This is a genomic window from Bacillus cihuensis (genome assembly GCF_000504145.1).
GTDB lineage: Bacteria > Bacillota > Bacilli > Bacillales > DSM-1321 > Peribacillus > Peribacillus huizhouensis.
Map to the genome: position 1 here is coordinate 786,965 of NZ_KI632495.1, position 24,144 is coordinate 811,108.

Here is a 24,144-nt window from a genome sequence, read left to right on the forward strand (position 1 = left end):
TTAATCATTCACTCTCCATCTCATTCAAAGAATCTTTATTACCCGCTAAAGCACCAATTACAGCTCCGCGAATGATAATTCCTTTTAATCTTTTCTCTTCATCTAACACCGATATTGGCAAACTGGAGGTTGCCATTACGTCCATAAGATCAACAAGTAGTTCATCTTCTGTAACGGTTGGTATATCGATTGTCATCACTTCAGAAATGGATTGATTCTGATCAATTGCCTGACGTGCTTCCTCGGCGGTCAATGCTCCTAGTAGCTTTTGCTTCCGATCAACAACAAATATGCTAGAATATCCTTGTTTTCGCATAATTTCCAGTGCAACCCTTGGTCCTCGGTCAACACCAATTTTCTCTGGACGTTTCATAACATGTGATGCTGTTAATACTTTAGATAAGTCCACATCTTCAACGAATTTTTCAACAAATTCATTAGCAGGATTCATCATAATTTGTTCAGGCGTACCTAATTGAATGACACTACCATCTTTCATCAAGGCAATTCGGTCACCAATTCTTAACGCTTCATCAAGATCATGGGTAATAAAAATAATCGTTTTTTTGTACTGCTCTTGTATTTCGAGTAATTCATCCTGCATGTCTTTACGAATTAACGGATCGAGTGCACTAAAAGCTTCATCCATCAATAAGACATCTGTATCACTAGCGAGTGCCCGAGCAAGACCTACCCTTTGCTGCATTCCGCCACTAAGCTGTGATGGAAGTTGATTTTCATACCCTTTTAAACCAACGACTTCTAGTGCCTTCATCGCCTTTTCTTTTCGTACATTTGGATCTACTTTTTGGATTTCAAGTCCATATTCAGTGTTTTCTAAAATGGTTTTATGAGGGAATAATGCAAAATTTTGAAAGACCATGCTGATTTTCTTTTGTCTTACTTCTCTTAATCGAGATGCATTCATCTTCACGATATCTTCATTCTCAATCAAGATTTCTCCTATTGTCGGATCGATCAACCGATTGAACATGCGAATTAAAGTGGATTTTCCACTACCAGATAACCCCATAATAACAAAGATTTCACCAGGATAAATTTCAAAATTTATATTATTAACTCCGACCGTTTGACCCGTTTCTTTCAAAATTTCTTTTTTTGATTTGCCTTGCTTTAATAAATCAATGGCTGCTTTTGGAGATTTGCCAAAAATTTTCGACACATTCCTGACTTCTACATACGGATTCATCAAGTCACCTCATTCTAATAGTTGCCCCATATTATATTCAGTTTTGCCGAATTTTTCTCGTTTTATGATGAGTAATCATAAAACGTGCAAGCGCCTATTTGGAACTTAGAGTTGCTATATTTATTCAGACGTTGAAGTCAACTCATCCAAGAGCATAGAAGAACGGCTATATGCCACCTCCTTATTTTGTCTGTTCTAACCTACATCCTTCTAAAGATTCGACTTAGAAGTGCGACTACCACTTCTCATAGACAAGTCGAACTAAAAAGAGCCACCCAGTGTAAGTCGCCAATGTCTTTGCTAGACACGACTTTGGGGGTTCGGCTGCTTGCGCTAGACCACCTAAATTGAAAAAAAGATTCCCGTAAGCAATGATTTTGCTTTAAATAAATTTGTGATTTAATGAGTAGTTCGAGTAGGGAAAAGAGGTTACAATCACAACTGAGGAAACTAGCAGATAGCAAATAACAACTGAAATATAAATGGAATTTTTACTCAGATTTTTTAATTTTTCCTTACCTTGGAATTTACGGATACCCCCTGAAGTACTTTATTACCTTAACAAATAATAAGTGAGAGTTCAAACGAAGAGAGTCGGAAATTAATAAATGCTTATTAAGACAGAGATAAATCATAGTGAAATTCATCAAATGTATAACGGAAAGTCATGATATTCTTACATTATGTAAATCGGTGTATTACGGGCAGTTTGACTTACCTACGCTTCTTTCGATTCCTCTTTAGCTTTAAGAGTCTTACCCGTTAAAGTTGGGTAAAAGAAAGAAAGAAACAACACTTTAAAAGTGCTGTTTCTAGGTTTTCATATTCAATAAATTGTATGTAGTTATTTATATTTTTTATCACTACATTTTTAGATTTATCCCACTCTAAAGAATCCTCTGATGGAAGCTTTCTTTATTATTAAATTTTAAAGCGAATCCCAAAGAGCTGCAACTTTTGTTTGTTTTTGTTCTTTTTTCAAAGCTTCTATTGCTTTTATTTTTTCTTGTGCGGACTTTAGCAGTGTTTGATATTCAATAAAAATAGTTTTCATTTCTATGGGTATAACAATTGCATATGGAAATATTGGTTTCTCATCCATATATTTGTTTCCGCTCTCAATCCATGGTTTATATTTATATTGCCCAGTAGCAGAAGAAACATTTATAAATCCATCTTTGGAAAGAACAACTCCCAATTGTCCAAATATATATTTAATTGCTTTTTCAATATCATCGGGGATTCTGTTATTTTCACAATATGATTTCTCCTGCTGTTCATTTAAATGCCACCAAATAGTTTTATTGTCGAGATGTTCATCAACTAAATGAACTGCATTTTCAATTAAAATGTTAACTTCAGACTTTAATTCTTTTAGTCTTACTTCTCCAACTTTTTCTGCTAACTCTGGATTTTCTTTAATTTCATTTCTAGCTGTATGTTCCATCCACTCCTTTACATAGGGAACAGCCGCACTCTTAAATCTAATTCTAACTTCTTCCATTTTGTTAATTATATCGTTGATAGCGCTTTCACAATTCAGGATTAGTATTTCGTAATTTTTTGACATTTACACTACCTCCTTTAAATATATACTGATATTGTAACATAATTCAGAAAATATAGATAATATTTTTCTGAGTCATATCGTTAACATTTTAATAATAATTTTAAAATGGAATAATATTATAACTATTCGGTTACTCAGTATTTTTTGCGTAAAAGAGTTACCGTCAAGAAAATCGATTTTAACATTAAGGAAATTCCAAATTAATAACCCCAACTTCTCGTATTTCCGATACTTCATTAAAGCGACCGATTGTTGAATTATGTTTTTATATTTTGGGGATTTCCATTCTTTCTATTAAAGCTTTTATACACAAGATTAAAAACATTCTTAAAGACTTTTGCTTCAAATGGCATGCTTATATAATAAAGTAGATTTTCTATGTTTTTTTGTCTATGTACATATGCACTTTACCAACAAGTTCAAGAATAGCATAAAAACCCATTTGCAATTCTGATTGCAAATGGGTTATCTACCACTAGCTGCCATCTAGCTTTTATTTCATAATTTTTATTTAATGATTTTGCTCAAGGCATTGATAAACCGCCATCATATCTTGTTTATTCAACTCACGAATACGATTGAAAATGGAGATATCTGCAACACCTTCATGATTCAAGCTTTCATTAACAACATCACTTACCTTGCCCGTTAGCCATGTTTGTACGTCTATACCATCAATAATTTCCTTACGTCCCTCATCATTGATGCCACTTGCAAAACAACTTACACATGGAATTGTTAATTTATACACGCCATCATGGAGACCATCTTCCGAAATGACTTTCTTTCCTTTACAGAATGGACATGGGTGGTTTTTCTTAATTTTATTAATTTGGGTAACTATTTTTTTGTAACCGAATGCTTCATAAACATATGTTAGTTTTTTGTATTTTCCATTTGTGAAATACTTATCAATAATCGTTTCTCTCGTTTCATTGATATGAAGAAAATCACAGATAGTCACTTGATTATTGTTACTTATGGATTCGATATTGTTTTTGATTATGTCCCAGAATGGTAAGACATTTTGTAATACCATTTCATAACCTGTAAAGCTTGCTTGTTCTAATTCAAACATTTTTAAATAGACTTGTGTTTTTCTAGACAGTAGGGAGACATCTTCTGTCAAAATCACATCGCCTCCTACAATTGATTTCAGTTTGACGAGTACAGGTATATCACCTACTATTTTCAATACTTGGTCAATCGGCTGATTGATCATTTCACGAATATCTGTGTCTCCAAATTTAAGCGGTTTATGGTGATTTAAAACAGTACCTTCACAAATAGGACATGTAATCATTTCTTTAGAAGCTTTCATTTGCTCTTTAATAATTGATTTTGAAACGACAATATACCCACCAATGATGGTATTAAAACCTACCCATGTTCTACGTGCCTTGCCTTTCTTATCATAAAATGACTTTTCGAAATACCCGTACCAAAATGTATGCTTTTCTTCATCTGACATCTCATTATAGCTTTTCGTCAGGTCAAACCCGAGCTCATTCTTAATCTCTTCAAATAGAAATTCTAATTTTGGATATTGATAAAATTTTAATACTTCCATTACTTCCGGAACGAATAGTCCATCCCAGAATGGGAGATTTTTGTCTTGAATTATAAGATCTTTATCAAATATTTCAATCTTAAGACGTCCCGAGCATGATGGACAATGGTTGTCCTGAGAAAAGAAATCAAAGCTTTTAGTATCTTTATTATTCGGATGCGACGCTATAATATGGTTAATCAGACCACCAATTTCATAAAGGAAACTATATTGGCTATACAAATGTCTTTCAAGATCAATCGCAATGACAGGAGCAATGGTGTCAGATTCGTATTCACCATAAATTAAACGGGCCATTGATGATAAGCTTTTTAAGATACCACCTTTATAAACGTTTTCTGCATTTTTAAAATAGTCGATCTGATTTTCTTTTAAATAAGTAATGCCATTTTGATGCGTAAGTGTGGAAGAAATCGGCATTGGAACTCCGATATCTTCCCGAATTTTTTGTTGAAAATAATCATCATGACTGACAACATCAAGATGAGTAACAGGCGCAAGCTGTCTTTTACCAAAATCAACGATATAATCAGAACTTTCCAACATATAGGCATTATGTTCAATCATTAGGATAGAGACTGATTCATCTTCTAGAATGCCCCTGAGACTATCAATGAATTGGTTTAAAATATTTTGTGATAACCCTTTTGAAGGCTCGTCAAAAATAAACAGCGTATGTGGGTTTCTTGAGTTAGCAAACAACTCCGAAACTAAATGAACACACTGAAATTCACCCGTCGATAATGTTTGTGTTTTTCTTTCTAATGTCAAATAACCGAGTCCAAGTTTGATCAATAAGCTCAAGCGTTTATGAGCAATGTCTTCATTTGGCAGTTCATCAATAATATCTTCAATCGAGCGCTGAAAAATATCATCAATCTCTTCACTATATTTTGTAAGTTTCTTTTTAATATCAAGAAAAGTCGCAACGGTTGACCGACTGGTAATTGATTGGTTTCGATCTTGACCTACCATAACCAATTTATCTTTTGGATATCGCTTTAGAAAATCTATGACTATACATTCATTGATAAGTGTAGATTTTCCACACCCAGACTCTCCTGTAACGGTTACAAGTCTATTTTTGGGTACCTGGAATTCATGCATTTGAATATTACGGCAATATAGATCATGGAATTGGTAGTATTCTGGTGGCATCGCTTGATTTCGTTCCCATTGTATTGGTTGTGGACGCGGCGATTCTTCCACAATTTTTCCGCCATATTTACCACTGCCAGGGCCAAAGAACAATTGTTCATTTGTTGTATTGAGCACTGTGTCAGAATGATCGATGAGCCAAATCTGATTCTTATAGCCTAATTGTTTAATCTGTTCTAAAATATTCAATAATGTTTGGTGATCAAGGCCCACTGAGATTTCATCAATAATAATCACGGTATTTTCACTTACTGCCATGAATTCAGCCAAGTATAGACGTGTTAATTCTCCACCTGACAATGTCCCCATAATTCGATTTAATGTTAAGTAACCAATATTCATATTGATAATATTTTGGAGAATATGTTGTTTCGCTTCATTAATATGTAAAACGTCTGCTAGAGAAAGAATGGATTCCACGCTTAAGTTGTTGATATCGGAAATCGTATGTGGTTGATCAAATAATTCAATCGTATAATGCTCAACTTCTTGATTAAAACGTTTACCCCCACATTTTTTACATTCAATATTATTAGTAGTTCCGCGTCCTTTACAACCTGGACACCAGCCTAATGGGTTATTAAATGAAAACACTTCTGGAGAAAGATTAAATTTTTCAGCAAGATGTTCGCGAATCTCTTTAAAAACGCCAGTATGTGTGCCAATTGTTGAACGTGGATTGGAAGAAATGGATGATCTTCCGAGAAAAAGGACTAAAGGCATCTCTTCCATCTTGATGGCACTGAAATTAGTTTCCATAATATTTGGAAATAAATACTGATATTCAGCCTTAGGCAATAAGGAAACAAGACGCTTCTTTGATTCTTCACCAATTGTTTGACAAAAAGTTGTTTTACCAGATCCAGACAAACCAGCAATTCCTAACGATTGATCTTCTGGGAGTGCTGCATCTAACTTGTTAATATTGTTCGCAATTAATTGATTTATTTTCATTGTGATCTCCTTACAATTCTCTAAATTTGTATTGCCAGTTAGTAAAACTTCAAATGAATTTGTTGTGTTTTTTTCGAATCGACAAATTATTACTAATCTGTTAACGAAGATTTTATATTTCTCGTTATATATTCACTTAAACCGTTTTGAAAAACAATTTCATGGCTCAAATCCAGCAATTAGTGGCCCTTTTTTCAACACTACCCACAAAGTATTTACTTAACTCTCAAGTTTATAATAAATTCTATAACCTTTCTGCCACTTTTGTTAAACTACAAAACTTGTTATTTATCTCACTCCTCTATTCCATTAAAAATGACGCTTTCCTTGTTCCGGAAAAGCGTCCTATTTTTGAAGAATGGTTTAATTGTATAAAACAATTAATATTAACCATTATCACCTTCTATGTGATTGATATATTCAAGTACCCACCAAAAAGGTTGGACCCAAACAGCAGCAATTATAGAGGATGAAGAAATCATTTTTACAGTTCTGTTAACACTTTTTCAAGCTGAGCACCCATGTTCTTCCAAGCATATTCAGCTCCCTCGATGGCTCCTTCGCGTGCTTTTGTTTCTTCACTAAATCCAGTTTGATCGAGATTTAGAGATTTTCGCGACCCAAACGACACTTATCGGTGTCCTATCTGTTTTTTTATAATACGACACTATTTTGTGTCATGTCAAGTTTTCGCTTGATCATTATTTATAGTCAAAGGAACAGTATAGCATCCCTGGTTATGGGGAAATTAGGTTCTTATTCAAGACAAAAAGCCTTAACTACAACCTTATGTAGATTGGACGAATAGAAAAAACAAAAGGAGCGAATAAAGGAGAAGTTATGAATGGACTGGCAAAAACTATTTACTTCGGGAGTGTACCACACAGCATCAATAACAAAGATTCAGTGCTTTAAACATAAATAATCACTGCCATATGTATTCGGAATACTCTACACCTAACAAAAGCAGTAAAATATTCAAAACGGACTAGTAGTTTTAATGAAGACTTAGTGCATCATATGTCGCTTTTAGGTTGGGAACTTATTAATTTACTAGAAGAATAACATTTTAACTCGGAGAAAGTGGTCTCATTATATTCTTTAAGACCACTATAACTTTCTGAACGTTGCTAAAAACGGGGGAATCGTCAGGAAAATAGGCTTTACATTGTATATCCGCATTTTCCTGACCGTACCCCTAAAAGGAGGGGCTGGCTCAAAGGGTCTCTGACACAGCCCCATTCAGTTCACTTAAGCAAACCCTGCTTATTCAAATAGTCCTTTGCAATTTGACGAGGAGCGATGCCATTGACATTTACTTTATAATTCATGTCTCGCATTTCGGCATCAGTGATTTTCCCTGCAAGCTTATTTAATGCTTTGACTACTTCAGGATACTCTGCCACTGTTTTTTTTCTTAAAAGTGGCGCTCCTTGATATGGTGGAAATAAATGTAGGTCATCTTCTAAAACGATGAGCTGATATTTTTTTAACTCGCTATCTGTTGAATAAGCATCTACAAGGTTGATATCCCCTTTTTCGATCGCAGAGTATCGTAGTTTTGGTTCCATGGTAACTAAATTTTCAAATGTGATGCCATACAAATTTTGTATACCAAGATATCCATCTTTGCGGTCTGCAAATTCTAAAGTGAAACCTGCATTGATTTGTTGCTGCACATCCTTCAGGTCAGAAATGGTGGCAAGTTTATATGTATCTGCGGTTTTCTTAGGCACAGCCAGAGTATACGTGTTGTTATAGCTCATCGGTTTCAACAATTCCATATCAAACGATTCACTCAATCCTTTTTTCGCTTGCTTGTATACTTCAGTCCGATCTGTACTAACTGCCGTTTCTTTTAAAAACTCGGAAATAGCTGTACCAGTAAATTCAGGATATATGTCAATGCTGCCTGATTTTAAGGCATTAAAGACAAATGATGTTTTCCCTAGGCCAGGCTGCAGTTCTACATGTAAATCTGTGTCATTTTCGATTAGTAACTTATACATATTAATTAAGATCTCGGGCTCTGCACCGAGCTTACCTGCAATCACGATTGTTTTCGTCTGTTCGTTATCTTGAAATGCTAAAGGCACAATATTAGATAAGAAAAACACAGTAATAATTGCTCCAACTGCTGTAATCGTTTTTTTGAAAGATAAATGTTCAACCGTACGTAGTAGAACATCAAAAAAGATCGCTAGTAGTGCTGCTGGGACAGCGCCTAATATAATAAGAATCATATTATTTCGATCAATCCCAAGTAAAATAATTTCACCAAGACCGCCTGCTCCAATGAGTGCTGCAAGAGTAGCTGTCCCAATAATTAATACCATTGCTGTTCGGATTCCTGCCATAATAACAGGCATTGCTAGCGGCAGCTCCACTCTTATTAATCGCTGCCATCTATTCATCCCCATTCCACATGCCGCTTCAAGTATTGAGGAGTCAACTTCTTTAATTCCTGTGTATGTATTTCTTATAATTGGAAGCAACGCATAAACAATTAGAGCAATAATCGCTGGTACTTTGCCGATTCCGAACAGCGGAATTAACAGACCAAGTAGAGCAAGGGAAGGAATTGTTTGAAGAACAGCTGATATACCTATAATCGCTTCAGCTTGTTTTTGCTTTTTTGTTAAGTAAATCCCAAGAGGTATAGCAATTAAGGCAGAAAAAAATAGTGCAATAAACGAAATTTGTATGTGCTCAACTATCGCTTGGAATAACTGTCCCTTCCTTTCGCTAAAAACATCAATGAACCTATTCATTGCCGCGCCCTCTTTCATCCGACTTACCTGCCAAATATTCAATGATGATTTGCCTATTTATCATGCCAATTATCTCGCCATCCTCCTCTACAGGCAACTGTTCGTTAGTAGTTAAATAAGCTAGTGTATCTTGTAAAGAATGATCTACAGAAATGGCGTCTTCCAAGTTTGTAAAAAGCCCATTACTAGGTTGATGTATAATATTTTTTAGATTAAAGCTATCGTTTGTTCGATCATTTTGTGAACCAACGAAATCCTTTACAAAGTGATTGACGGGATTTTTGATAAGTTCTTCTGGTGTGCCTATTTGAATCGCTTTACCTTCTTTCATCACACAAATCCGGTCACCAAGCTTAAGTGCTTCATTCATATCATGAGTAACAAAAACGATGGTTTTCTTAATCTTTCTTTGTAAATCAATCATATCATCCTGAAGCTTTTCCCTACTAATCGGATCAAGTGCACTAAATGGCTCATCCATAAGTATAATAGTGGGATCTGCAGCCAAAGCTCGGGCAACACCGATCCGCTGCTGTTGCCCGCCTGATAATTCTTTCGGTTTACGATTACGATATACTTTTGGGTCTAACCCGATCATGTTTAATAATTCATTTACTCGATTTTGAATTTTTACTTTCTTCCACTTTTTTAATTCTGGTACAATGGCAATGTTTTCTCCATTAGTCATATGTGGAAAGAGGCCAGTCTGTTGTAGAACATATCCAATATTCCAACGAAGTTCATTAACATCATACTTCGTTATTTCCTTGTTTCCAATTGTAATTGTTCCCTTCGTGCAATCAATTAGTCGATTCATCATTTTCAATGTTGTAGTTTTACCACAGCCGCTTGGGCCAATTAATACAAAAAACTCCCCTTCCTTTATGGTTAAATTAAGATTTTCAACCGCGCTTGTACCGTCTGGAAATGTCTTTGTTACATTTATAAATTGAATCATCGTATGGCTCCTTTTTAGGTTGCATGGTCTGCTCTCTTTATGATATGTAACCCTTATTCTTCAATCACATTACCCTCAACAGGAATCGGTTGTTCTTTTAACAGATTTGCAAAATGGTAAAGATTATAAGCCATGATTTTCGCATGCTGCCTCGTAAATTTATTTTGTTCTCCTTTTGCTTCGATGAATGATGGTCCTGGTCCAGCTTCTCCTACCCAGTATGTGTCTACATTAGGTGGAATTGTAAAACCTATATGGGAAAGTGCATAAATAACCGATCTTGAAACATGCTTTGCACCATCTTCATTCCCGGTAACAATCACTCCACCAACTTTATTATAATAAAGATATTGTCCTTTATTATTTGTTAAACTGCTCCCCCCATATAATCTTTCAATTGCCTTCGTTGCAATACTGCTCTGTTCTCCAAGCCATATGGGCGAAGCGATAATTAAGATATCTGCCATCTTTACTTTTTCGAAAATTTCTGGCCATTGGTCGTCGGCATCAACTGCTTCATGTGTAATCCCATAGCCAATCTTAAAATCAGCAAGTGTCAAGATTTCTGTTTCAACATCTTTACCTTTGAAATAAGTTGTCACTTCTTCAACCAATGCAAATGTATTCGACTTTTTCGAACTTTTTTTCAATGTACAATTTAGTACAAGTGCTTTTAATGACATAAAGCCCAACTCCTTAAGAATGTGTTACCTCCTTTCTTCCCTATCAAAGGTTAAGTAAAACATTTGGTATGTTGCTAGACTATTGACATTTTCGCGACTTAAAGACTGGAATTTCTCCATTGAATTTTTGAATAAAGACTTTGCTATACAAGGATGTTGCAGTAGATAAAGTGGGACTTTACAATCTTTTATGTCTTGGATAATAGGAAATTAACTTCTCAAACTTTAATACTCAATTTTTCAAAGCAATAACTTATATTTATCACACTAATAAAAGGTATATTATCACAAAATTCTTATTTATAGGACAATTATTTTGGAAATAATTCCAATTATTACTTGTCCTTTCCTTTCTACTGTTCTAAAGTAATGGATATATATAAGTTAGAGGTGAGAGAATGGGTTTAAAGCTTTTTCGCTATTTTATTTTTTTTCTAGGCTTAACATTATTTGGTTTAGGTAATGCAATCGCAGTCAATGTGAAATTTCTTGGTTTGCATCCTTGGGAAGTTCTTAATGTTGCCATGTTTCAAAGGTTTGGCTTGACGATTGGAACTTGGAATGTAATTTGTGGTCTGATGCTAGTAATTGTTGTCTTTCTTGTTGACAGAAGATACATTAATGTCGGTACATTCTTAAATGCATTACTGATAGGCCCGATCTTTGACTTTTTCTTATGGCTTGATATTCTCCCCCATGCAACGGAGCATTTTTGGTTAAATCTGCTAATTCTGTTGTCTGGAGTTACAATCACTGGGATTGGCGGAGGGATGTATGTGGCTTGCAGTTTTGGAGCAGGTCCGCGGGATGGATTTATGCTTTCGGTGTCTGATAAAACTGGCTTGTCTGTTAGTCGCGCAAGGATTGTAGTAGAAACTTTAGTTCTAATCATTGGGTTTATTTTGGGAGGGCCAGTATTTGTTATGACATTTATTTATACGTTTATTCAAAGCCCTGTATTTCAATTTTCTATGAAAACCATCCGTACTTTGATAGATACTATAGATAGAAAACGGAAAGAACAGGTTGAAGTACCTTTTTAATTTTAGACTCTATTAAACTTGCCTGTTGCCTGTTGATTTCCATTTCAGGCTTTCGCTACAATCAACCTAGTGCAAACATCAACAATGAGCTTTTCCTAAGCCTAATTTTAAAGAACCAGCTCAAATAAAGGGCTGGTTCTTTTTATTGTCGTGTTCTTAACATTACCTCTACTACATGATTTTGCCTATTTGGACATAACATACCCAAACAACACTGCGAAATTATTTACTTTGCAATTTCAACTTCTTCAACTAATGTAAATAAGAAACGGTAAATAAGTTGAAGAACTTCTCTGATGGAAAGTTCCTCTTTAAAACCAGCGAGATCATTTAATGAAAAATTCAGATCCCACATGCCTTCCCCTTGATTAAATAGTAAATTGAAGGATGCTGACTCACCAAGCTGTTTTGCCAATAATTCTTTAATTACGGGACCCGTTTTTTTCTGCTGTTTTAAACCAAGCATCACGTCGTATGTACCAAAAACATCATCAAGTTCAAGAGAAACAGCTTCTACTCCAATAATATCAAACGAATCAGCTTCAACGTACATAAATTCATTCCGATTTGTTTTCAAAAATATAATAGATTGATCTAAGAAAGCACTATTTTCTTCTGATATGAGTTCTTCCGTTTCTTTATCGCTTCTCTCGATATATATGTCAGCAAAACGTAACGCTTCATTTTTCTCTTCAATAATGATTATTTGCGGATCAATTAGTTGATTTGTTTCAGCATATTCTTTTTCTTCTTTGTATAATTCGATTTTGTTTGTAGCTCCCTTGCTCAATTCGTCTGTTATATATTGTTTCAATTTGGTTTTTATCAAAATATATCCTCCTAATATCACTAAAGCTTTGCATCTGATTATACAATACTTTATACGAATAACGGAATTGTATTGTTTTTATCAAAGGAATAATATGAAGTTGGCTTGTAAATACGTTATAATGATGCAATGGAATTTGAAAGAAAAGGATGTTTTGTATGCAAAAGTTTATTATCGTTGGAGCGGGAATTCTTGGAGCTTCGACCGCTTATCAACTTTCTAAAATGGGTTCGGAAGTTGTCATTATCGATCGCAAGGATGCTGGTCAAGCGACAGATGCTGCGGCAGGGATTGTTTGCCCTTGGCTATCGCAACGGCGGAATAAAGCATGGTACCAGCTTGCGAAGTCAGGTGCATGTTTCTATCCGGAGTTAATTGACGATCTTGAAAAAGACGGTGAAACAGAAACCGGTTATGCACGCGTTGGAGCTTTAAGTATACATAAGGAGCAAGAAAAAATTAATGCCATGGAGATACGTGCTCTGAAACGAAAAGAAGATGCACCTGAAATCGGAGAAATCGAGAAACTAACTGAACAAGAAACCATTCGCCTTTTCCCCCCGCTATCAGAAGAATATTCTTCTCTACATGTAAGCGGTGCGGCTAGAGTAGATGGCCGTTCGTTACGAGATTCATTGCTTCGGGCAGCACAAAAAAGAGGAGCGAAACTTATTTCTGGAAATGCCGTCCTTCAATTTAACGGAAAACGAGTTATTGGAGTTCAAGTAAATAATGAGAAAATCGAAGCAAGTAAAGTGATTGTCTGTGCTGGAGCATGGGCCAACCAATTGTTAGAGCCTCTAGGGATTAACTTTCAAGTAAGCTTTCAAAAAGCACAAATTATTCATTTAGCACTCCCAGAGACAGATACAAGTGCTTGGCCTGTCATTATGCCACCAACTGACCAATATATGCTTGCATTTGATAACGAGAAGATTGTCGTAGGTGCTACACATGAAAACACAGATAGGTTTGATTTACGTTTGACAGCAGGCGGATTACAGGAAGTGCTTGATAAGGCTTTGGATACAGCACCTGGTTTATCGAATAGTACATTTTTAGAAGGTCGGGTCGGTTTCCGTCCGTTTACCCCTGGATTCCTGCCGATAATTGGACCGATGCCTGGCTGGGATGGATTAATAGTTGCAAATGGTCTCGGAGCTTCAGGGCTAACGATGGGACCTTATATTGGATTCCAAATAGCAAAGCTTGTACTCGGATTGCCATTGGATATTGAATTAGAGCATTATGATGTTAGCAGTGCGATGAAAGACTGATTTCTTGCATTCAAAAACGAGGCAGTCCCAAAGGAACTAACCTCACTCTCTATAACCACTTATTGTGTCATAGTAGATGTATGGTCTACCCTTTCGTTATGGGACAGCCTCGTTCGCTGTTTATTTTGCAATAATTTTTATTTGATTATCTTCTACAATTACTTTAAAGTTTTTTACTCTAGGTTGTTCAAATATGAAGTCTGCTATCCTATCTTCTAATTGTTCTTGAATCACTCTGCTTAGAGGACGTGCACCGTAAGCTGGATGATATCCGAGTTCAACCAGTTTTTCTTTCACTTCCTCTGTTACTTCTAATGTAAGATCTTGAGCTTGAATAGTTACAAACAATTCTTGCATCAGTATCTCGATAATTTGTAATAGATCAGCTTTCTCTAGAGTTGCGAATTCAATGATGCTGTCGAAACGATTTAGGAATTCAGGTTTAAAGAAGCTGCCTAGTGAATGCAGAATACTAGCTTCCTCAACTGCAGTGCTTGTTCCAAATCCCATTACATTTCGTTTTTCACTAACACCAGCATTACTTGTCATAATGATGACTGTATCTTTAAAGGTAACAGTTCGCCCCTGACTATCCGTTAATCGGCCATCTTCTAAAATTTGCAAAAACATGTGCATCACATCAGGATGGGCTTTTTCAATTTCGTCGAGAAGAATGATGCTATATGGTTTACGACGAACTTTCTCAGTCAATTGTCCTGCCTCTTCATGCCCTACATAACCAGGAGGTGAACCAATCAGTTTTGATACACTATGTTTTTCCATAAATTCGCTCATGTCGAGTCGAATCATCGCATCTTTAGAACCAAATAACTCGTATGCTAGTGATTTTGACAGTTCGGTTTTTCCAACTCCAGTAGGTCCTACAAAAAGGAAAGAACCAATCGGGCGGTTTTTTGATTTCAACCCTGCTCGACTTCTTCGGATTGCTTTAGCTACTTTCTTCACTGCCTCTTCCTGACCAATGACTTTCTTAGCCAATTCTTCTTGAAGATGCAGCATTTTTTTATGTTCATCTTCTTGTAACTTCCCAACAGGAATGCCTGTTTTTCGTTCGATAATTTCTTGAATATTTTCAACCGTCACAATTGGTTTTTCTATATTTTCTCGATTTAACAGTTTATCTAATTTATCTTCCTCGTCTCGCAACTTAGCAGCTAGTTCATAGTTTTCTTCTTTTAGTGCTTGTTCTTTTTCTTGAAAAATTTGTATCAAACGGGATTGAATAGTCTCTTGATCTCTTGCTTCTATCTTTAAATTCAATTTCGAACCTGCTTCATCCATTAAATCTATCGCTTTATCGGGCAGGAAACGGTCTTGAATATATCGATGTGAAAGTGTAGCCGCTGCTTTAAGAGCTGCTTCGCTATATTCAACGTCATGATATTTTTCATAATTTGCTTTTATTCCCTGTAAAATCGTGATCGTATCAGTGACACTGGGTTCATTTACCGATACAGGTTGAAAACGACGTTCAAGCGCTCCATCTTTCTCTATTTTTCGATATTCAGTTAATGTTGTTGCGCCTACTAGTTGAAGTTCTCCACGTGCTAGAGCTGGTTTTAATATATTTCCAGCATCCATTGATCCTTCCGCAGAGCCTGCTCCGACAATTTGGTGAATTTCATCAATAAATAAGATGACATTTTTTCTATTCTGTAATTCAGAAATCAGCTGTTTCATCCGCTCCTCGAATTGCCCACGTATGCCAGTGTTAGATACAAGCGAAGCAACATCAAGCATATACACTTCTTTTGTTCGTAATTTTACCGGTACATCTCCTTCTGCAATTTTTAAAGCCAATCCTTCCGCAATCGCCGTTTTACCAACACCTGGTTCCCCGATCAGTACAGGGTTGTTTTTGTTCCGCCGATTTAATATTTCAATAACTCGCTCCACTTCATCTTTCCGGCCAATGACTGGGTCAATGATGCCTGCCTTTGCAGCATCTGTTAAGTTTCGACCATACTCTTCAAGTATCCCTCCACCTTTTGGTGCTGTTTGCTTTGAAGTTTGATTGTGACCATTTATATGATTTTCAGTTTGATTGAATGCTTTAAAAAAATCTGGTTCAAACGGAGTCATTCCTCCATTCATTGCTGTTAACTTACTAGTCTCTTTTTTATAGCAAGTGGAGCACAATTTCATATCATGCTGTTGACCATTAACAATCATATGAACTTGAATATTAGCTTGTTTATCTTGACAAATTTCACAGTACATACTGTACTCCTCCTTTACAAATTCCATAATTGACTTTGACTATCTTTGACCTTATTATACATTGACCTTCTTTGACTTTCAATATTTTTGCTTATGAAAGTTTGGATTATAAAAAAGGACTAAATTGTAATGAAAAACATAATTTTTTAGGACATTGCTGTAAATAATGGTGTGTGGGGTGGAATTACGACATTAGCTGTTTATTTGTAGTTAAAAATTTGATGTTGTCTAGAGGGACCGAATTCTTTTACCTTTAAGATGATCTGAATCGTTCAGAATCTAACTTAGTCATTATCCAAGTTGATTATGTAAACATGATTGCTTTCATCGTATTTAGCTTTAGAAATATCCTGAATAATTAAGAAAATTAGCAAACAAAGGATATGCTGTTTTAGATAAGTTTACGTTTAAAGACATATGCAGAAAATGTAAAAAAACTAACGAAGTTTACTTTAAATACATTAATCAATAAAAAAAAGCAGGTTAGTCTGCTTTTTCCTTCGCTTTAATCTATAAATCGCTTCCTAATTTCTGGGGAAGGAATGACACATTGATCTTTTTTACCGAACCATTTATATCTATTTTTCGCGATAATCCTATATAACCAATTCCTGAATGGTACAGGAACAAGTATTAGAGGGTAAAGAAATTTCCAATATCCGCTTAAGTTTTTGGTAATTCTAAGTGCAGCTGTGGACTTTTCATAGGCTTTATCATGTTCAATTAGGAAAAAGCTTTCCAAGTTTGAATAAAGTTTGTATTTTTTTAAAAGCTCTTGCCCTATATTACTTTGGAGAGATGCGAAATTATAATACCCTTTAGGATCACGTTTGATAATGAACTGCACACTCTTATCACAAAAATTACATTCCCCATCAAACAAAACGATACCCTTCATATTCTCACCTTCAATCATTGATATGATTTTGTTTTGGATCAAAGAGGTTTCTTTCATTTCTCTTTATCTGAAATTCTCTGTGCAACACTGATGTATATTTGGCTTCTATGTTCTTTAACATTAGCCTTTCACTACACTAATTGCAACAGATGTGTATCTATCTTTAAGAGCGTAAAGTCATCTACTGCCTTTGTATCAAGTTCTTACTACATATTTCCAGATGTAAAAACGGGCGGGGGTCAGATGGTCATTTATACGCACGCGTAGGGGTGTGCTTGTCTATACTATTAAGAAAGGCAAAGGATTGGAGGATTGGAGGTTTATAGATGAATCGATTCGATTTAACTGGAAAATCAGCTATTATTACAGGGGGAGGACGCGGTCTTGGGTTACAGATTGCGAGTGCTCTAGCTGAAGCTGGTGCCAATATCGTAATTGCCTCTCGCGACATTACGGCGTGTGAGGCTGCCAAAGAAGAACTTAGTAAAATCGGTGTCAAAGTGCTAGCTTTTCAATGTGATATTACAAAAAAAGCCGATATTGATCATGTAGTAAGTGAAACTGTTGCCGAGTTTGGTTCAATCGATATTTTAGTGAACAATAGCGGTACATCTTGGGTATCACCTGTGCTTGATCTGAAAGAACATCAATGGCAAAAAGTAATGGACGTTAACATAACAGGGACCTTCTTATTTTCTCAAGCAGTCGCAGCAGTCATGATCAAACAGCATTCTGGAAAAATTATTAATATAGCCTCTGTGAATGGATTTGGAGGTACTGCCCCTGAATTATTAGACACGATTGCTTATAACACAAGTAAAGGTGCGGTGATTACCTTTACGAAAGACTTAGGCGTTAAACTTGCAAGACATGGTATTCAAGTAAATGCGATTGCACCTGGTTTCTTCCCTACTAAAATCACACAAAAAATTATTGAGCAAACAAATTTTGATATTCTTGGGAATATGCCAGCAGGACGTTTCGGTAATCAAGAGGATCTAAAAGGTGCTGCCATATTTCTAGCATCAAGAGCATCTGATTATATGATTGGACATATATTGGTTGTCGATGGTGGCATTTCAGCACTCGTGTAAACTAAAGGAAAGGAAGATTATGATGGCTATAAAACGAGATGTTTTTTATGAATTGAAGAAACATGGAACCAATGCAGAACGAAAGATTAATAAGAAAATTCAAGATTCATTGAATAAAAAAGAAATCATCGAACTCGCAAGTTTATACTCTAATCAAATTGCCCCGCAAATTAAAAGAAACCAAGACAATATAGAAATGTTGTCCGTCGCTCTTAATTTTCCAACAAAAAGAGATATTGCCAATATTGCTAAAATGACCGTTCAACTTGAAGAAAAACTCGATAAATTAGACGAAACATTGGCTACCCTGTTTCAAAAAAACCCACAAATTAACATGGCTAATCCTACAACATCACCAAGTGAAAGAAGAAAACGATTAATAAAGATTTTACAAACTTACCTCGCGTCTGAAAATAACGCAAATGAGACGGGGAAGTTTAAGTGGTAAAGCGTAAAACAGACCCTAAAAAATCATCAAAATTACAAAGTTTCCTAGACATTAGAAACCAAGAAATGCCAGAAATGATGATGACTCCAAGAATTGCCGTTTGGAAAAAGAATAAGGCAACATTATGGCATTATCCAGCTAAGAAAAAACGATACAATATACCAATTCTTATCATTTATTCAATAATAAATCGTCCTTATATCTTTGATTTGGGTCCTGGTAATAGTTTGATAGGGGCTTTTGGTAAAGAAGGATATGACATCTATTTACTAGACTTCGGAATTCCTGGATATGAGGATGGAAATATTTCCATAGATGAGTATATATTGGATTATATTCAAAAAGGAGTACAGCGAGTTCTTAGGCATTCCGGTGCAAAAGAAATTTCCTTGCTTGGATCTTGTATAGGTGGTACACTCGCTGCCATCTATGCAGCAATCGCAGAGGAGCCAATTAGAAACTTAATCTTAACAGTTGCTCCAATCGATTTCGAACAAGTACCCCAGTTTGATCAATGGTCTGAAGCAATGCGTGAAGGAAAAGTCTCATTTGATGAGATATTGGATGTATTTCAAATTGTACCAGCTAAAGCAGTTAAGTCTGGTTTGCGACTTATGACTTCTCCAGTTTATATATCCCCTTTATTGTCTTTATTAAATCGGGCAGACGATGAAGAATATGTGAAATGGTGGCGTCGCTTTAATGCTTGGACAAATGATTATATTCCCCTAACGTCAGGTGCGGTAAAGCAGATGACGCATGATCTAATAATAGACAACAAATTGATTAAAGGAACGCTTAAAATTAGAGGTAAAAAAGCAAAACTAAATAGAATAAAAGCGAATTTATTAGTCATTGCAAGTCAAAATGACCGTCTCGTGCCTAATGCAATGATATCACCGATTATGGGTGCCGTTTCAAGTCCTGATAAAACATTACATCTATTAGAAAGTGGCCATGCTCAGATGCTTTACGATGATACACTTCCCGTTTATTATAAAGAATGGCTACCGGAGCGATCAGGACCGATTAGTCAGTGAAAAAAGAGAAGCCAGACTTTTTCTGGCTTCTCTTGGTTTTTAGCTTTTAGTCACTTTTCATTATTAATTGATTCCCGTTCTATTCTGAAGTAAGCTATCCCTTCATTTTAATCATGGAACTTTAGTGATTGAAGGACTAATCTGTTTCCATATTCTAACGAATATCGATCTGTACTTTTCGATTGGGGCAGCTTCCTTCTTGCTATTTAGCCTACTTCTTTTTCAGAAAACTGACTGTTATAAAGCTCAGCATAAAAACCATTTTTCGCTAATAGTTCTTTATGCGTTCCTTGTTCTATTACTTTTCCTTGGTCCATTACAAGAATCAAATCAGCATCTTTAATCGTTGAAAGACGATGAGCAATAACAAAACTAGTCCGACCCTCCATCAATCTGTTCATTGCTTGTTGAATATAGACTTCCGTTCGCGTATCTACACTTGATGTCGCTTCATCAAGTATCATGATTGGTGGATCTGCTAGAATTGCTCTTGCGATTGTCAGAAGTTGCTTTTGTCCTTGCGAAATGTTTGAACCCTCTTCATTTAAAACTGTCTCATAACCGTCTGGAAGCGTACGGATAAAATGATCCGCATAGGATGAACGAGCAGCAGCTAATATTTCAGCTTCAGTTGCACCGCTTTTTCCGTACGCGATATTATCTTTAATCGTTCCCTTAAAAAGCCAAGTGTCTTGAAGCACCATGCCAAAAGTTTTTCTAAGAGCATTCCGAGACATTTTCGTGATTTCTAGACCATCAATCATAATCTTTCCACCGTTTAGTTCATAAAAACGCATTAAAAGATTAATCATCGTCGTTTTTCCAGCACCGGTTGGTCCAACGATAGCGACCGTTTGCCCAGGTAAAACATTAACATTCATATTTTTTATTAATAATTCTTCGTCATATCCGAAGTCAACGTGTTCGAAAGTGACAGCACCCTTTGCCCTCGTTAAATGAGCTGTCGCACTTTCGTTCACCTCTTCTTCTTCGTCGAGCAGTTCAAATACACGTTCAGCAGCAGCAACTGTTGACTGAATAATGTTTGCAATGTTAGCTGTTTGAGTGAGAGGCTGGGTGAACTGACGTGAATAGGTAATAAATGCTTGAATGTCACCGATTGAAATTGCACGTTGTGTCACTAAAATCCCACCGACTACACTAATTAATACATAACTTAGATTCCCGATAAAAAACATCATTGGCATGATAATACCAGAAATGAATTGTGCTTTTCGCCCTGCTTCATATAATTCTTCATTAACTGTATCAAATTGGGCACCAGCCTTTTTCTCATGTCCAAACACTTTAACGACTTGATGCCCCGTATACATTTCTTCAATATGTCCATTTAATTGGCCGAGTGTTCGTTGTTGATCAGCAAAATGTTTCTGCGATCTTTTTAAAATCGGTCGAATTGCAAAAATGGAAATCGGTAAGCTTACAATTGCAATCAACGTTAAAATTGGACTAATTGACAGCATCATTATAATAATCCCAATAATCGTTACAATTGATGTGATGAACTGTGTCAAACTTTGCTGAAGTGTGCTTCCGACCGTATCGATGTCATTTGTGACTCGGCTGAGCGTTTCCCCGTTCGGACGTCCATCAAAATATTTTAGTGGAAGTTTCTCAAGCTTTTTATTGACATCTTCTCTAAGATCATACACTGTCTTTTGAGCAACACTAGACATAATATACTGCTGCAAGTAATTAAACAGGCTACTAAAAACATATAGCCCTGCTAATAGGAGTAGTATATGCCCGATTTTATCAAAATTAATAGATGCTCCCGGTACGCCTTGAAACTTTTGAAAGGCTCCTTCAAACAATTCTGTAATCGCTATTCCCATAATTTTAGGTCCAACAATCATAAAGATCGTACTTAAAATTGCTGCAATGAAAACAGCGATCAATTGGGTACTTCGAGGTTTTAAATACAATAATAGACGTTTAAGTGTTCCTTTAAAATCTTTTGCTTTTTGTCCCATCATCATCATATTGCCGCCGCCTGGACCATGTCCCATCGGTCCGCCACCTTGAGGTTTTTTATGTTTACTCATGCAATCTCCTCCTCTGAAAGCTGAGATTCGACAATTTCTCGGTATACATCATTTGTTTGTAGCAACTCTTGATGAGTGCCTTTTCCTGCAATCTGGCCGTTATCTAATACGATAATTTGATCAGCGTCTACGACCGTACTAACACGTTGGGCAACAAGTAATACTGTTGCATCTTCTGTTTCATTTTTTAGTGCCGCTCGAAGCATTGCGTCAGTCTTATAATCAAGGGCGGAAAAACTATCATCGAATATATAAAGATCAGGCTTTCTAACAAGGGCTCTTGCAATCGACAACCGTTGTTTTTGTCCACCGGAGACGTTCTGACCACCTTGTTCGATTTTTGATTGATAACCGTCTTTCATTTTACAAATAAAATCTTCCGCTTGCGCAATCTGAGCTGCGTGTTCGATTTCATCCTGTGTTGCGTTTTCTTTACCAAAGCGAATATTATCAGCAATCGTACCTGTAAAGAGGACTGCTTTTTGTGGTACAAAACCAATTTTCGAACGAACTTCTTCTTGTGGTACTTCACGTATATCAGCACCATTGACGCGAATTGTTCCACTCGAAATATCATAAAAGCGTGGGATTAAATTAACGAGAGTTGACTTCCCTGAACCTGTTCCACCGATAATTGCAGTAATCTCACCAGGACGTGCGCTAAAACTAATGTTCGATAATGCAGGTTCTTCTGCTCCTGGGTAACTAAAAGTCACTTGCTCAAATTCAAGTGTTCCGCGTTTTTGATCAGCTTTTTTTGTTCCTTCATCTAAAATGACCGGTTTCATGTCGAGTACTTCGTTAATCCGCTTTGCCGACACAGCAGCACGTGGTACCATGATGAACATCATTGACGCCATTATAAGTGCAAACATAATTTGCATAACATATTGAATAAATGCCATCAGGTCGCCAATCTGCATTCCACCGTTATCAATGCGAATACCACCGAACCAAATAATTGCGACAACCGTTAAATTCATAACAAGCATCATCACAGGCATCATAAATGCCATGACTTTATTTACTTTAATCGATACATCTGTCAACTCTTTATTCGCTTGAGTCAAACGTACTTTCTCTTCAGTTTCACGATTAAACGCACGAATAACACGAATCCCAGTTAGGTTTTCTCGGACGACAAGATTCAATCGGTCTAATCGTTTTTGTACTTTTTGAAATAGCGGCATCCCTTTATAAAGAATCAATAATATTGAACCAACTAAAACAGGCATAGTAACGACAATAACAAGTGATAATTTTGCATCTTTGGAAACAGCCATAATAATTCCACCAACTAACATAATCGGTGCACTGATAACCATACGGAGCATCATAATGACCACTTGTTGAACTTGTGTAATGTCATTGGTTGTTCGTGTAATTAACGAAGCAGTACCTATTTCGTCAAATTCCTGTAGTGAAAATTGTTCAACTTTGTTAAAGACTTTCCGGCGAAGATCGCGTCCAAGTCCCATTGCTGCTTTTGCTGAATAATAACTTGCAAATACGGAGGCAATTGCGCCTAACGCAGCTACAAGCATCATTAAACCACCGATTTTCCAAATATAAGGAGTTTTACCAACAACAACTCCTTTGTCGATAATATCCGCCATTAGTGTTGGTAAATAAAGATCAGACATTGATTGAACAAAGACAAGTCCGATTACCACTAATACAATCCACTTATAAACGGTTAGATTTTTCAGGATTTTAATCATTTCAAACCCTCTCCTTCTACTCTTGCCTGTTCTTCTAAATAATTTGTAATTTGAAGATGTGATTTAAGTAGTTCTTCAACCTGTTTTTCAGTCAGTATTTCAATTGCCGCTTGAAAAACTTGATGAATTCCACCTTCTTTTCGATGAATTGTTTTTAAAAATGTTTCTCCTTTGTCACTTAGAGTAAGTTGTATCTCTCTCCGGTTGCCTTCTACTTGCTTGCGATACAACCAACCTGCTTGAACAAGTCCATCAACTGCTTGGCTCAGTGTGCTTTTCGGAAGGAAGGTTAACTCACCAAGAGTTTTTTGCGTCATTTCCTTAAGAGGTGCAATGCTTATCAAAATTGAATATTGAGGCACTGATAATCCATTCTCAACCGCTGTCTTTTGAACAAATCGCATGATATTTTTCTGCACGTTCCAAAATGAACGCATGACCTGTACTGAACGCATGAATTGTTGATTTTCATTTTCCATTCTTACATCACCAATTTTCTTATATTTATGAACAGTTCATTTTCGAACTATTAAAATTTACTCCTCTTTTTAAGTTAAGTCAATCAGTTTATATAAAATAAAGTTGATTCATTCAGGTAATATTTACAGCTAAA

18 protein-coding genes and 1 pseudogene are annotated in these 24,144 nt (G+C 36.0%); 6 read left to right on the top strand and 13 right to left on the bottom strand.

Annotated features, from left to right (window positions below; translation table 11 throughout):
• Window positions 1-4: 4 nt before the first annotated feature.
• The 4 genes from V179_RS0109705 to V179_RS29985 all read right to left on the bottom strand — a co-directional run bounded on the left by V179_RS0109705 (window position 5) and on the right by V179_RS29985 (window position 7,093).
• The gene (locus tag V179_RS0109705) at window positions 5-1,210 is read right to left on the bottom strand and encodes a quaternary amine ABC transporter ATP-binding protein (protein ID WP_028391263.1); all 1,206 of its coding nucleotides are present in this window, start codon (window positions 1,208-1,210) and stop codon (window positions 5-7) included.
• A gap of 928 nt (window positions 1,211-2,138) precedes the next feature.
• A complete protein-coding gene (locus V179_RS0109710) occupies window positions 2,139-2,780 on the bottom strand; it encodes a hypothetical protein (RefSeq protein ID WP_028391264.1) in 642 nt (213 codons plus the stop codon).
• Between the two features lie 511 nt (window positions 2,781-3,291).
• A complete protein-coding gene (locus tag V179_RS0109715) occupies window positions 3,292-6,462 on the bottom strand; it encodes an ATP-binding cassette domain-containing protein (protein ID WP_028391265.1) in 3,171 nt (1,056 codons plus the stop codon).
• A gap of 484 nt (window positions 6,463-6,946) precedes the next feature.
• Window positions 6,947-7,093 carry a hypothetical protein gene (locus V179_RS29985; RefSeq protein ID WP_235179013.1) on the bottom strand — a complete coding sequence of 49 codons (147 nt, stop codon included), beginning with the start codon at window positions 7,091-7,093 and terminating at the stop codon, window positions 6,947-6,949.
• A 96-nt stretch (window positions 7,094-7,189) separates the two neighbouring features.
• On the opposite strand from V179_RS29985, the pseudogene V179_RS32205 reads away from it, so the two are divergent.
• Window positions 7,190-7,527, top strand: a pseudogene (locus V179_RS32205) (Tn3 family transposase); the annotation flags it as partial.
• A 182-nt stretch (window positions 7,528-7,709) separates the two neighbouring features.
• On the opposite strand, the gene opuFB reads toward V179_RS32205, so the two are convergent.
• Genes opuFB through V179_RS0109735 form a run of 3 tightly spaced genes read right to left on the bottom strand, consistent with a single transcriptional unit; the run spans window position 7,710 to window position 10,874 of the window.
• Window positions 7,710-9,233 carry an osmoprotectant update ABC transporter permease/substrate-binding subunit OpuFB gene (gene opuFB / locus V179_RS0109725; protein WP_028391266.1) on the bottom strand — a complete coding sequence of 508 codons (1,524 nt, stop codon included), beginning with the start codon at window positions 9,231-9,233 and terminating at the stop codon, window positions 7,710-7,712.
• Entirely contained in the window at window positions 9,226-10,191 is a 966-nt protein-coding gene (locus V179_RS0109730; protein ID WP_028391267.1) for an ABC transporter ATP-binding protein, read from the bottom strand. Before V179_RS0109730 ends, opuFB begins: the two co-directional genes overlap by 8 nt.
• Window positions 10,192-10,244: 53 nt before the next feature.
• Window positions 10,245-10,874, bottom strand: a complete 630-nt coding sequence (locus tag V179_RS0109735; protein ID WP_028391268.1) for a flavodoxin family protein — start codon at window positions 10,872-10,874, stop codon at window positions 10,245-10,247.
• Between the two features lie 398 nt (window positions 10,875-11,272).
• Here V179_RS0109735 and V179_RS0109740 point away from each other — a divergent pair, with 398 nt between their 5' ends.
• Window positions 11,273-11,917, top strand: coding sequence for a YczE/YyaS/YitT family protein (locus tag V179_RS0109740; RefSeq protein WP_028391269.1), 645 nt, complete (start codon window positions 11,273-11,275; stop codon window positions 11,915-11,917).
• A gap of 226 nt (window positions 11,918-12,143) precedes the next feature.
• Here V179_RS0109740 and V179_RS0109745 read toward each other — a convergent pair whose 3' ends face one another.
• A complete protein-coding gene (locus V179_RS0109745; protein WP_028391270.1) occupies window positions 12,144-12,746 on the bottom strand; it encodes a hypothetical protein in 603 nt (200 codons plus the stop codon).
• Between the two features lie 158 nt (window positions 12,747-12,904).
• Between V179_RS0109745 and V179_RS0109750 the strand changes: the two genes are divergently transcribed.
• Entirely contained in the window at window positions 12,905-14,023 is a 1,119-nt protein-coding gene (locus tag V179_RS0109750; protein WP_028391271.1) for an NAD(P)/FAD-dependent oxidoreductase, read from the top strand.
• A 120-nt stretch (window positions 14,024-14,143) separates the two neighbouring features.
• On the opposite strand, the gene V179_RS0109755 is transcribed toward V179_RS0109750, so the two are convergent.
• Complete coding sequence (locus tag V179_RS0109755; RefSeq protein WP_028391272.1) at window positions 14,144-16,264, bottom strand: ATP-dependent Clp protease ATP-binding subunit; 2,121 nt, start codon at window positions 16,262-16,264, stop codon at window positions 14,144-14,146.
• Window positions 16,265-16,769: 505 nt separating this feature from the next.
• On the bottom strand, window positions 16,770-17,162 hold the full coding sequence (locus V179_RS0109760; protein ID WP_028391273.1) for a thiol-disulfide oxidoreductase DCC family protein: 393 nt from the start codon (window positions 17,160-17,162) through the stop codon (window positions 16,770-16,772).
• Window positions 17,163-17,488: 326 nt separating this feature from the next.
• Between V179_RS0109760 and V179_RS0109765 the strand changes: the two genes are divergently transcribed.
• From V179_RS0109765 to V179_RS0109775, 3 genes are read left to right on the top strand one after another with little or no spacing between them, the layout of a single operon-like run.
• Window positions 17,489-18,256: an SDR family oxidoreductase gene (locus V179_RS0109765; protein ID WP_028391274.1), complete on the top strand. Its 768-nt coding sequence runs from the start codon at window positions 17,489-17,491 to the stop codon at window positions 18,254-18,256.
• Between the two features lie 22 nt (window positions 18,257-18,278).
• On the top strand, window positions 18,279-18,704 hold the full coding sequence (locus V179_RS27705) for a hypothetical protein (protein WP_051404910.1): 426 nt from the start codon (window positions 18,279-18,281) through the stop codon (window positions 18,702-18,704).
• Window positions 18,698-19,744 (top strand): alpha/beta fold hydrolase, encoded by a 1,047-nt coding sequence (locus V179_RS0109775; protein WP_028391275.1) that lies wholly within the window; start codon window positions 18,698-18,700, stop codon window positions 19,742-19,744. The genes V179_RS27705 and V179_RS0109775 overlap by 7 nt, the downstream gene beginning before the upstream one ends.
• Window positions 19,745-19,950: 206 nt before the next feature.
• Here the strand turns inward: V179_RS0109775 and V179_RS0109780 are convergent, their stop codons facing one another.
• Genes V179_RS0109780 through V179_RS0109790 form a run of 3 tightly spaced genes read right to left on the bottom strand, consistent with a single transcriptional unit; the run spans window position 19,951 to window position 24,010 of the window.
• Window positions 19,951-21,810, bottom strand: a complete 1,860-nt coding sequence (locus tag V179_RS0109780; protein WP_028391276.1) for an ABC transporter ATP-binding protein — start codon at window positions 21,808-21,810, stop codon at window positions 19,951-19,953.
• A complete protein-coding gene (locus V179_RS0109785; RefSeq protein ID WP_028391277.1) occupies window positions 21,807-23,531 on the bottom strand; it encodes an ABC transporter ATP-binding protein in 1,725 nt (574 codons plus the stop codon). The genes V179_RS0109780 and V179_RS0109785 overlap by 4 nt, the downstream gene beginning before the upstream one ends.
• Window positions 23,528-24,010, bottom strand: a complete 483-nt coding sequence (locus tag V179_RS0109790) for a MarR family winged helix-turn-helix transcriptional regulator (RefSeq protein WP_028391278.1) — start codon at window positions 24,008-24,010, stop codon at window positions 23,528-23,530. Before V179_RS0109790 ends, V179_RS0109785 begins: the two co-directional genes overlap by 4 nt.
• Window positions 24,011-24,144 lie beyond the last annotated feature (134 nt).

Bases quoted from the DNA above. Each gene is read 5' to 3' on its own strand.
- V179_RS0109705 (WP_028391263.1), bottom strand. From the start codon at position 1,210: ATGAATCCGTATGTAGAAGTCAGGAATGTGTCGAAAATTTTTGGCAAA.
- V179_RS0109710 (WP_028391264.1), bottom strand. From the start codon at position 2,780: ATGTCAAAAAATTACGAAATACTAATCCTGAATTGTGAAAGCGCTATC.
- V179_RS0109715 (WP_028391265.1), bottom strand. From the start codon at position 6,462: ATGAAAATAAATCAATTAATTGCGAACAATATTAACAAGTTAGATGCA.
- opuFB (WP_028391266.1), bottom strand. From the start codon at position 9,233: ATGAATAGGTTCATTGATGTTTTTAGCGAAAGGAAGGGACAGTTATTC.
- V179_RS0109730 (WP_028391267.1), bottom strand. From the start codon at position 10,191: ATGATTCAATTTATAAATGTAACAAAGACATTTCCAGACGGTACAAGC.
- V179_RS0109735 (WP_028391268.1), bottom strand. From the start codon at position 10,874: ATGTCATTAAAAGCACTTGTACTAAATTGTACATTGAAAAAAAGTTCG.
- V179_RS0109740 (WP_028391269.1), top strand. From the start codon at position 11,273: ATGGGTTTAAAGCTTTTTCGCTATTTTATTTTTTTTCTAGGCTTAACA.
- V179_RS0109750 (WP_028391271.1), top strand. From the start codon at position 12,905: ATGCAAAAGTTTATTATCGTTGGAGCGGGAATTCTTGGAGCTTCGACC.
- V179_RS0109755 (WP_028391272.1), bottom strand. From the start codon at position 16,264: ATGTACTGTGAAATTTGTCAAGATAAACAAGCTAATATTCAAGTTCAT.
- V179_RS0109760 (WP_028391273.1), bottom strand. From the start codon at position 17,162: ATGAAGGGTATCGTTTTGTTTGATGGGGAATGTAATTTTTGTGATAAG.
- V179_RS0109765 (WP_028391274.1), top strand. From the start codon at position 17,489: ATGAATCGATTCGATTTAACTGGAAAATCAGCTATTATTACAGGGGGA.
- V179_RS27705 (WP_051404910.1), top strand. From the start codon at position 18,279: ATGGCTATAAAACGAGATGTTTTTTATGAATTGAAGAAACATGGAACC.
- V179_RS0109780 (WP_028391276.1), bottom strand. From the start codon at position 21,810: ATGAGTAAACATAAAAAACCTCAAGGTGGCGGACCGATGGGACATGGT.
- V179_RS0109785 (WP_028391277.1), bottom strand. From the start codon at position 23,531: ATGATTAAAATCCTGAAAAATCTAACCGTTTATAAGTGGATTGTATTA.
- V179_RS0109790 (WP_028391278.1), bottom strand. From the start codon at position 24,010: ATGGAAAATGAAAATCAACAATTCATGCGTTCAGTACAGGTCATGCGT.